Genomic DNA, 12,605 nt, shown 5'->3' on the forward strand with positions numbered 1-12,605 from the left:
TACATGAAACGATATCTGATAAAACCGGGGGGCAAAAACAGCTAGTGGCTTATCTCCTGCCACAGACGGGGGTTAAACTGGTGCCGGCTGAACTGCGCCGACAACTGGCGCAACATCTTGCGGGCTATATGCTGCCCAGTGCCTATGTGGTACTGGAAGCATTTCCGCTAACCCCTAATGGCAAACTTGACCGCCGGGCACTCCCTGCCCCTGATGTCTCAGCCGTGGTAACACATGAGTATGCTGCACCCATCGGCGAAATTGAGACACTACTGGCACAATTCTGGCAAGAGCTGTTGGGGTTAGAGCAAGTGGGCCGCTATGACCATTTCTTTGAACTTGGCGGTCATTCATTGCTTGCTGTTCAACTCGTTGCACGTGTGCGTCAGGTACTGGGACGAGAACTGCCAATACGACAACTTTTTGCTCACCCTCAACTGGCAGAGTTGGCGCAGGTACTCACCGATGCTTCAGCGGCCAAACAAATCGTTATTCTTCCGGCTAACCGCAACCAACCGCTGCTTTTATCTTTCTCCCAACAGCGGTTATGGTTCCTTGCTCAAATCGATCCGGCAGCCAGTCTGGCTTATCAGATTCCGCTAGTGCTACATATTACCGGCACGCTCGAACATAACGCCCTAACCACCGCTCTTGATCGTTTGGTCGCTCGTCATGAAAGCTTACGCACTCGGTTTGTATTAATTAAAGGTCAACCCTGTCAACATATTGACCCTGCGGATATTGGTTTTTCCCTGTCCTGCCAGGATCTACGCCTGTTAGCCTCAGAGAAACAGGCCCATCACGTTGCTGAAATTGTCGCTATTGAAGCACAGACGCCTTTTAACTTTACGCAAGGCCCTTTGGCTCGCAGTCAATTACTGCAATTGACAGACGAGGAGCATGTGCTGCTATTAACGTTGCACCATATCATTGCTGATGGTTGGTCTATGGGAATGCTGGAACATGAACTAAAGGTTCTCTACCATGCCATTCTTAACAGCCACGATGATCCGTTACCACCACTGACGATTCAGTATGCTGACTATGCTGTCTGGCAACGTCATTGGCTGCAAGAGATTGCCCTTACTGAACAACGTGATTTCTGGTGTGCACAGCTCGAAGAAGCGCCAGCCTTACTATCGCTTCCCACTGATCGGCCACGCCCCTCTGTACAGACTTATCGCGGTAGTCAGGTATCCTTTGAGCTTGACGCTGCTTTGCTGGCATCGCTCAAGCAACTGGGACAACACCATAACACCACCTTATTTATGACCCTCCTGGCAGCCTGGAGTATTGTCCTCTCCCGGTTGAGTGGTCAGGATGATATTGTTATCGGTACACCAGTCGCTAATCGCTCACTTCCTGAACTGGAAGGCTTAATTGGCTTTTTTGTGAATACACTGGCGTTGCGTGTGACACCAGGCAATAGTGCTACCATAGCTGATCTGCTTGCACAGGTTCGTGAACGATCACTGGCGGCCTATGCTCATCAGGATCTGCCCTTCGAGCAAGTAGTAGAAGCGCTGCAACCTGAGCGCAGTCTCAGTTACAGTCCCATTTTTCAGGTAATGCTGGCCTTAAATAATACGCCGCCCCAGAAATTAACTCTCCCTGATTTGCAGATCACACGGCTTGAACACCAACGAAATACAGCTCATTTTGACTTAATGTTATCGTTGACCGAAACCGATACCGGTCTGGTTGGAGATTTGGAATACGCCACCGATCTGTTCGATTCTGCAACCGTTGAACGTATAGCCGGTTATTTACGGCAGGTACTGGCAGCAATGGTCGCCGATGCGACACAACCCATTGCCACTCTGTCAATGTTGCCGGGATCAGAACGGCAACAATTGCTGGTAGACTTCAACGCCACCCAGGCAGATTTTCCACAAGATGCCTTGATTCACCAACTGATTGAAACCCAAGTTGCCCGCACTCCCGGTGCAACGGCTGTAGTATGTGGAGATCAAGCATGTGGAGATCAAGCGCTCAGTTACGAAGAACTGAACAACCGAGCCAACCGTCTGGCCCATTATTTGATTACGTTGGGAGTACAACCTGATGACCGGGTGGCGATTTGTGTTGAGCGTAATCTGGAGATGGTGGTTGGCCTGCTTGCCATCCTGAAAGCCGGTGGTGCTTATGTGCCGCTCGATCCGGCTTATCCTGCTGAGCGGCTGGCTTATATGCTGGCAGATGCGGCACCGGTGGCTCTACTGACCCAGACAACACTGGCCGGAAAACTGAATACTCCAGCTACCACGGTGGTGCTTGATGCCCCGGACGTTTCCCTGACGTCACAACCCACCCACAATCCAGAGGCACAAGGGTTAAGGCTGACATCACACCATCTGGCCTATGTGATCTACACATCCGGCTCTACCGGTCGGCCAAAAGGTGTGGCGATCACTCACCGCAATGCAGTGAATTTCCTGACCTGGGCACAGCGGACTTTCAGTTTGGAAGAACTGGCGCATACCCTTTTTGCCACTTCGCTGAATTTTGATCTGGCCGTATATGAATGTTTTGCCCCGCTTATTTCGGGAGGGACAGTTCATCTTGTCCCCAATGTGTTGTCGCTGGTCACAACGGAGCAGCCTGTCAGTTTGATCAACACCGTACCTTCTGCCATTACACAGTTAATTGAAGCGAATGCGGTTCCCATGACCGCCAAAACCATCAATTTAGCCGGTGAAGCACTAAAACCCCATGTCATTGAACATCTGTTTGCCCGCGCTTCTGTGCAGAATGTGTGTAATTTATACGGCCCTTCTGAGACAACGACTTATTCAACCTGGGCACGCATGAACCGGGCAGCCGGTTTTGTCGGCCATATCGGCCGCCCAATCGCCAATACCCAGATTTATATCCTTGACCCATATGGTCAGCTGGTGCCGCTTGGTGTGACGGGGGAAATCCATATTGCCGGTGCGGGTGTTGCCCGTGGTTATCTCAACCGTCCTGAACTGACGGCCGAACGTTTCCTGCCTGATCCCTTCTCCGCATTGCCAAGCGCCCGTATGTACAAAACTGGCGACCTCGGCCGTTGGTTACCTGACGGCAATCTTGAATATCTGGGCCGCAATGATTTTCAGGTTAAATTGCGTGGCTTCCGTATTGAACCGGGAGAAATCGAAACCAGATTGATGCAATGTCACGGGGTACGTGAAGCCGTGGTACTGGCGCGTGAATATCTTCCCCATGAAGAAAATATGTCTCATGAAACCAGTTCTTATAAAACCAATTCTCATAAAAACATAGCGGGACAAAAACGTCTGATCGCCTACATTCTGCCCCAACCTGATACTAAACTGGTGTCGGCTGAACTACGCCAGCAACTGGCGCAATACCTTGCCGGTTATATGCTGCCCAGTGCCTATGTGGTGCTGGAAGCATTCCCACTGACCCCGAACGGTAAACTGGATCGTCAGGCATTGCCTGAGCCAGACGCATCCGCGGTCATAACACGCAGCTATGAGACACCCGTCGGTGAAATAGAGACTACACTGGCTGAAATTTGGCAAGAATTGCTGAGCATGGAACAAGTGGGCCGTCATGATCACTTCTTTGAAATCGGCGGTCACTCTTTAATGATTGTTAGTCTGATTGAACGGCTGTATGAGCTAGGCTGGCAACTCGATGTGCACAGCGTATTTGCAACACCTGTTCTTGCCGAAATGGCACAGGCGGTTCAGCTTAACGCAGACACTTTCATCGTCCCCCCTAACCGCATTCCCGAAGACTGCACCGCTATCACGCCCGATATGTTGCCGCTGGTTTCGCTGTCACAGGCCGAGATTGATACCATCGTTGAGGCAACTTCCGGCGGGGTAAGCAATATTCAGGATATCTATCCGCTGGCACCACTACAGGAAGGAATTCTGTTCCATCATCTGTTACAGACACAGGGGGATGATTATTTACTCCAGAGCCTGCTCGCTTTTGACACCCGCAATCACCTTGATGCTTTTCTCTCTGCCTTACAACAAGTCATTGATCGCCACGATACTCTGCGTACTGCGGCGTGTTGGCAAGGACTGGCACAACCGGTTCAGGTGGTCTGGCGTCAGGCACCGCTGTCGGTCAATGTTTTCACTCCTGCCAGAGCGGAAGAGGTTGCCGCCCAGTTACAGGCTTACACCGATCCGTGCCGATATCGTCTTGACCTGAGCCGTGCCCCTCTGTTTGCCGCGGATATTGCTCACGATCCGGTACAGGATGAATGGCTGCTGGCGCTGCGTTTCCACCATCTGGTCTGCGACCATATGACACTGGCGTTGATTTTTGCCGAAATTACCCAAATATTACAGGGCAAGGCCGAAACACTCCCCCCAGTACTGCCGTACCGCAACTTTATTGCCCGAATCCTGAGCGTACCGGCGGCAGTACACGAAGCCTATTTCCGCGCTCAGTTTGCCGATATTGACGAGCCAACCGCACCGTTCGGCATACTTAAAGTACAAAACGACAATAAAACTGTCAGCCAAGCGCAGCTTCCGCTTGATGCTGTGCTGGCAGAAGCAATCCGCTCCCAGGCCCGCCGCCTGGGCGTCAGCCCAAGTGTGCTGTTCCATGTAGCCTGGGCACAAGTACTGGCTCAAACCAGTGGCCGTGATGATGTGGTCTTTGGTTCCGTGCTATTGGGACGTTCACAAGGGATTGCCGGAGCCTCACGAACGCCAGGCTTGTTTATCAATACTCTTCCTGTGCGCCTCTCTCTGGCTGGTCTCAGCGTACAAGAAGCCGTGCAGGTTATCTATCGTAGTCTGACAACACTGCTGGAGCACGAACAGGCATCATTAGTGCTGGCGCAACGCTGTAGTGGTATGGATCAATCCATGCCTCTGTTCAGTACATTGCTCAATTATCGCCATAGTCAAGCAGATGGCATTGAGATGACGCAAGCGGGGATACGTATTGTCGCAACTGAAGAGCGAAGTCACTATCCGCTTACTTTATCGATAGATGATCTGGACGCCGATTTTCGTCTGACAGTTCTGGCTGTAACTGGTATCGATCCCAACCGCGTAATCACTTATCTGGTTACTGCCATTAGTGGACTGGTTGAAACATTGGCTCATGCCCCACAAAAATTGATTCAAGCGTTACCCATATTACCGTCGGAAGAACGACAAAAATTATTAGTCGATTTCAATGCAACTCAGACAGACTTCCTGCAAGATGCCCTGATCCACCAACTGTTCGAGGTGCAAGCCGCGCATCATCCCGACGCCATTGCCGTTATGTTTGAAGAGCAAGCTATCAGCTATGGCGAACTTAATCTCCGCGCCAACCGTCTGGCACATTATCTGATTACATTAGGTGTGCGCCCCGATGACCGGGTGGCAATTTGTGTCGAACGCGGCCCGGAGATGGTGGTAGGTTTACTGGCTATCCTCAAAGCCGGCGGCGCCTATGTGCCGCTCGATCCTACCTACCCCACGGAGCGGCTGGCCTATATGCTCGAAGACGCCGTGCCGGTCGTTCTGCTGACCCAAACGTTGCTGATGCAAACAACACAGCTCGACAGACTGACAAGCCCCATTTTTACGGTGACATTTGACGATCTGGAACCGTTTCTGGCAACACAACCGACTCATAACCCGGATGTACATACACTGGGACTGACATCACATCATCTGGCTTATGTGATCTATACCTCCGGCTCGACCGGCATGCCTAAAGGGGTGATGGTTGAGCATCGCGGTCTGGCTAACCTGATTGTCACCCAACAAAATACTCTGGCAATCACCCCCAACAGCCGTATTTTGCAATTTGCTTCAAACAGTTTTGATGCCTGTATCTGGGAATGTTGTATGGCACTTTTGAGCGGCGCCTGCCTCCATCTGGCTTCGCGTATTGCGCTGCTGCCGGGTGTGGCACTCTTGGAGACACTGGAAATACAGGCCATCACGCATGTGCTTTTGCCACCGGCCGCCTTAGCAGCGCTGGATGCTATACCTGCAACGCTGGAAACCCTGCTGGTCGGCGGCGAAGCCTGCCCGTCTTCACAGGTTAAACGTTGGGCTACAGAACGACGTATGATTAATGCCTACGGTCCAACGGAAAGTACGGTCTGTTCAGCGATGTATCTATGCAATAGTCAGGAAGAAGGCGCACCGCCTATCGGGCGTCCGATTGCCAACACGCAGATCTATATCCTCGATCCGCAGGGTCAACCGGTGCCCCTTGGCACGGCTGGCGAAATTTATATCGCCGGCGTGGGAGTTGCCCGCGGTTATCTGAACCGCCCTGAATTGACGGCCGAACGTTTCTTGCCTGATCCGTTCTCTGCCGAATCGGATGCGCGTATGTACAAAACCGGTGACCTCGGTCGCTGGCGTTCTGATGGCAATATTGACTATCTCGGCCGCAATGATTTTCAGATTAAATTGCGTGGGTTCCGCATCGAGCCAGGCGAAATCGAAGCCAGATTGATGCAATGTCACGGAGTAAAAGAAGCCGTCGTATTGGTTCGTGAAGATGAGCCGAATCAGAAACGATTGGTAGCGTATCTGTGCCCGCAGGCAGGGGTGAAATTAGTTCCTGCCGAATTGCGTCAGCAACTCACGCAACGCCTTGCCGACTATATGTTACCCAGTGCCTTTGTCACTCTTGAAGCTTTTCCGTTGACGCCCAACGGTAAACTTGACCGTCAGGCATTACCCGCGCCAGATTTGTCCGCTGTCGTAGTGCGCAGTTATGAAGCCCCCGTCAGCGAAACTGAAATCATACTGGCGCAAATCTGGCAAGACCTGCTGAAAGTGGAACAAGTTGGTCGTTATGACCATTTCTTTGAACTCGGTGGTCATTCATTGCTTGCTGTTCAGCTCGCTTCGCGTGTGCGTCAGACGTTGGCACGAGAACTACTCATACAACAGCTCTTTACCTACCCTCTGCTGGCAGATCTGGCACAAGTACTCACCAATACTTCAGCAACTGAACAAATCGTTATTCCCCCGGTTGATCGCAACCAAGCGCTGCCTCTATCGTTTGCGCAACAACGGCTATGGTTCCTTCACCAACTCGATCCGGCTGCCAGTCTCGCTTACCATATTCCAGTGGCATTGCGTCTGACAGGGCCACTTAATCAGCACGTCTTATTGACCGCACTTGATTACCTGATTGCCCGCCACGAAAGTTTGCGTACCCGTTTTGACCTGATTGACGGGCAGCCTTGTCAACACATTGACCCTGCGGGTACTGATTTTGCCTTATCTTGTCAGGATCTGCGCCAATTTGCGTCAGAAGAACAGGCTCATCGCATTGCCGAAATTGCTGTTACCGAAACACAGACACCTTTTAACTTTACGCAAGGCCCATTGGTTCGCGGTCAATTACTGCAATTGACCGACGAGGAGCATGTGCTGCTGTTAACGCTGCATCACATCATCGCTGATGGCTGGTCTGTCGGTGTGCTGGTGCATGAATTGGGTACGATCTATCAGGCTACCCTTGAAGGTCATGATGAACCGTTGCCGCCTCTCCCCATTCAGTATGTCGACTATGCCGCCTGGCAACATGACTGGCTGCAAGGAAATATCCTCGCTGTACAACGTGATTTCTGGTGTCGACAACTGGCGGACGCCCCGACTTTATTAGCTCTGCCTACTGACCGGCCACGCCCTGCCGTACAGACTTATCGCGGTAGTCAGGTGTCCTTTGAACTTGATGCTGCTTTGCTGGCATCGCTCAAGCAACTGGGACAACACCATAATACCACCCTATTTATGACTCTTCTGGCGGCCTGGAGTATCGTACTCTCCCGGCTGAGCGGTCAGGATGATATCGTTATCGGTACACCGGTCACCAATCGTCCGCACCATAAGCTCGAAGGTCTGATTGGTTTCTTTGTCAATACACTGGCTTTACGTGTCACGCTGAATGATAACCCTTGTGTCGCTGACTTGCTTGCGCAGGTTCGGGAACGGGCTTTAGCCGCTTATGCTCATCAGGATCTGCCTTTTGAGCAAATAGTAGAAACGTTGCAACCTGAACGTAGCCTCAGTTACAGCCCCATTTTTCAGGTAATGCTGGCCTTAAACAATACGCCGTCTCAGCCCCTGACGTTACCCGATCTGCAACTGACTCCGATCAAACCGCTACGCCAGAGCGCCCAATTTGATCTGACACTATTCCTGACTGAAACCGATACCGGTCTGGTTGGAGATTTGGAATACGCCACCGATCTGTTCGATTCTGCAACTGTCGAACGCATAGCCGGTTATTTACGGCAGGTACTGGCAACAATGGTCGCCGATGCGACACAACCCATTGCCACTCTGTCAATGTTGCCGGGATCAGAACGGCAACAATTGCTGGTAGACTTCAACGCCACCCAGGCAGATTTTCCACAAGATGCCTTGATTCACCAACTGATTGAAACCCAAGTTGCCCGCACTCCCGGTGCAACGGCTGTAGTATGTGGAGATCAAGCATATGGAGATCAAACGCTCAGTTACGAAGAACTGAACAACCGAGCCAACCGTCTGGCCCATTATTTGATTACGTTGGGAGTACAACCTGATGACCGGGTGGCGATTTGTGTTGAGCGTAATCTGGAGATGGTGGTTGGCCTGCTTGCCATCCTGAAAGCCGGTGGTGCTTATGTGCCGCTCGATCCGGCTTATCCTGCTGAGCGGCTGGCCTATATGCTGGCAGATGCAGCACCGGTGGCTCTACTGACCCAGACAACACTGGCCGGAAAACTGAATACTCCAGCTACCACGGTGGTGCTTGATGCCCCGGACATTTCCCTGACGTCACAACCCACCCACAATCCAGAGGCACAAGGGTTAAGGCTGACATCACACCATCTGGCCTATGTGATCTACACATCCGGCTCTACCGGGCGGCCAAAAGGTGTGGCGATCACTCACCGCAATGCAGTGAATTTCCTGACCTGGGCACAGCGGACTTTTTGTTTGGAAGAACTGGCGCATACCCTTTTTGCCACTTCGCTGAATTTTGATCTGGCCGTATATGAATGTTTTGCCCCGCTTATTTCGGGAGGGACAGTTCATCTTGTCCCCAATGTGTTGTCGCTGGTCACAACGGAGCAGCCTGTCAGTTTGATCAACACCGTACCTTCTGCCATTACACAGTTAATTGAAGCGAATGCGGTTCCCATGACCGCCAAAACCATCAATTTAGCCGGTGAAGCACTAAAACCCCATGTCATTGAACATCTGTTTGCCCGCGCTTCTGTGCAGAATGTGTGTAATTTATACGGCCCTTCTGAGACAACGACTTATTCAACCTGGGCACGCATGAACCGGGCAGCCGGTTTTGTCGGCCATATCGGCCGCCCAATCGCCAATACCCAGATTTATATCCTTGACCCATATGGTCAGCCGGTGCCGCTTGGTGTGACGGGGGAAATCCATATTGCCGGTGCGGGTGTTGCCCGTGGTTATCTCAACCGTCCTGAACTGACGGCCGAACGTTTCCTGCCTGATCCCTTCTCCGCATTGCCAAGCGCCCGTATGTACAAAACCGGCGACCTCGGCCGTTGGTTACCTGACGGCAATCTCGAATATCTGGGCCGCAATGATTTTCAGGTTAAATTGCGCGGCTTCCGTATTGAACCGGGAGAAATCGAAACCAGATTGATGCAATGTCACGGGGTACGTGAAGCCGTGGTACTGGCGCGCGAATATATTTCCCATGAAGAACCTATTCATGAAGAACCTATTGTTGATAAAAACAATTTACATGGAAACATAGCGGGACAAAAACGTCTGATTGCCTACATTTTGCCTCAGCCTGGCATTAAATTGATGCCGGCTGAACTGCGTCAGCAACTGGCGCAATACCTTGCCGGTTATATGCTGCCCAGTGCCTATGTGGTGCTGGAAGCATTCCCACTGACCCCGAACGGTAAACTGGATCGTCAGGCGCTGCCTGAGCCAGACGCATCCGCGGTCATAGCACGCAGCTACGAAGCGCCGATCGATGAAACTGAGACCGTACTGGCTGAAATTTGGCAAGAGTTATTGGGCATGGAACAAGTGGGCCGTCATGACCACTTCTTTGAACTCGGCGGTCACTCGCTGATGATTATCAGTCTGATTGAACGGTTGCATCATTTCGGTTGGCAACTCGATATGCTCAGTGTATTTGCAACGCCTGTTCTTGCCGAAATGGCACAAGCCATTCAACGTGATGTTAACACGGCTACCGTCCCCCCTAACCGTATTCCGGCAGACTGCACCGCCATCACGCCCGATATGCTACCGTTAGTTTCGTTGTCACAGGCTGAGATTGATACCATCGTTGAAGCAACTTCCGGCGGGGTAAGCAATATTCAGGATATTTACCCACTGGCACCGCTACAGGAAGGAATTCTGTTCCATCATCTGTTGCAGACTCAGGGCGATACTTACCTGTTACATAGCCTGCTCGCTTTTGACACCCGCAATCACCTTGATGCTTTTCTCTCTGCCTTACAACAAGTTATTGACCGTCACGATATCTTGCGCACCGCGGCGTGTTGGCAAGGACTGGCACAACCGGTTCAGGTGGTCTGGCGTCAGGCACCACTGTCAATCAATGTCTTCACTCCTGCCAGAGCGGAAGAGGTTGCCGCCCAGTTACAAGCTCACACCGATCCGCGCCAATATCGTTTTGACCTGAGCCGTGCCCCCCTGTTTGCCGCAGATATCGCCTACGATCCGGTACAGGATGAATGGCTGCTGGCGCTGCGTTTCCACCATCTGGTCTGCGACCATATGACACTGGCGCTGATTTTTGCCGAAATTGCTCAAATACAGCACAAAATGCTACAGGGCGAAGTCGTGACACTGCCCCCAACGTTGCCGTACCGCAACTTTATCGCTCAAACCCTGAGCGTACCGGCCGCTGTGCACGAAGCCTATTTCCGTGCTCAACTTGCTGATATTGATGAACCAACAGCACCATTTGGTGTTCTTTCAATATCAAATAACGATAACTCCGTCGCTGAAACCCATCTTCCTATCGCACCTGCATTAGCGGAAGCTATCCGCACACAAGCGCGTCGTCTGGGCGTCAGTCCGAGTGTGCTGTTCCATGTGGCCTGGGCGCAGGTACTGGCACAAACCAGTGGTCGTGATGATGTGGTCTTTGGCTCTGTGTTACTGGGCAGATTACTGGTAGGGCGCGGCGCTAGCCAAGCTCTGGGTATGTTTATCAATACTCTGCCCATACGGATCACTCTGACAAATAGCAGCGTGCAAGAAGCGGTACAGGCGGCTTATCGTAATTTGACAACCTTGCTGGAGCATGAACAAACACCATTAGCATTGGCACAACGTTGTAGTGGCGTGGCACAGTCTATGCCACTGTTCAGTACCTTGCTTAATTATCGGCACTCGCAAGCAAATGAGATAGAAAATGCGACAACGACTCAGATGGGTATGCGCATCGTCGCAACATCAGAACAAACTCATTATCCAATCGCTTTATCGGTGGATGATACGGGCGTTGATTTCCACCTGATAGCCCAGACTGTAACCAGTATCGACCCGATTCGTATAACCACTTATCTGATCACTGCTCTCAGCGGTCTGGTGGAAGCGTTAGTTCGTGATCCACAGCAACCTATTCTGCCAATCCCCATTCTGCCAATCTCAGAGCGACAACAACTGTTAGTCAACTTCAACGTCACTCAGGCAGATTTCCCACAGGATGCTCTTATTCATCAATTAGTTGAAACTCAGGCAGCACAGTGTCCCAATGCTATTGCTGTAGTGTTTGAAAAGCAGGTGTTAAGTTATGACGAACTCAACTGTCGCGCTAACCGTCTGGCGCACCACCTGATTGAATTAGGCGTACGGCCCGATGACCGGGTAGCAATTTGTACTGAACGCAGCCCGGCAATGGTGGTAGGTTTACTGGCTATCCTCAAAGCCGGCGGCGCCTATGTACCACTCGATCCGGCTTATCCGGCTGAGCGGCTGGCGTATATGCTGGAAGATGCTGCTCCCGTGGTGCTGCTCACCAAAACGGCATCGATTGGCAAACTGAATAGCACTGTCCCCACTGTAGAACTGGATGATCAGGCATTGAACCTGATAAACCAACCAACTCATAACCCGGATAGACAGACATTGGGGCTGACGTCACGCCATCTGGCCTATGTGATCTACACCTCTGGTTCCACCGGCTTACCTAAAGGGGTGATGGTCGAACACCGCAATGTGCTGCGTCTGATTATCAATAACGGTTTCGCCGATATTGGGCCTGATGACTGTATCGCCCACTGCGCCAACGTTTCATTTGATGCCGCTACCTGGGAGATCTGGGCGGGCCTGGTGCATGGGGCGCGTATCCTGTTGATCCCCGAAAAAACTTTGCTACAGCCGGATTATTTTGGTCAGTGTCTGTCATCGGAAGGGGTCAGCGCACTGTTTCTGACGACGGCGCTGTTTAACCAATATGCTGGCTTGATTGCACCCGCGTTATCGGGTTTACGCTATCTCCTTTTCGGGGGTGAACAAACCGATATGCGTTCTGCCATTCGCCTGCGATCTGATCACCCACCTGAGCACTTACTGCATGTCTATGGCCCAACGGAAACAACCACTTTCGCCACTGCCTATGAAATGCCATTGATAGCTGCC

General features: G+C 51.7%; 1 protein-coding gene. It reads left to right on the forward strand.

Annotation, left to right across the window (positions count from 1 at the left end):
* On the forward strand, positions 1-12,605 hold a 12,605-nt coding region (locus Xind_RS18675; RefSeq protein WP_187650807.1), incomplete at both ends, for a non-ribosomal peptide synthetase.

Origin of the sequence: Xenorhabdus indica (assembly GCF_014467235.1) — a bacterium.
Lineage (GTDB): Bacteria > Pseudomonadota > Gammaproteobacteria > Enterobacterales > Enterobacteriaceae > Xenorhabdus > Xenorhabdus indica.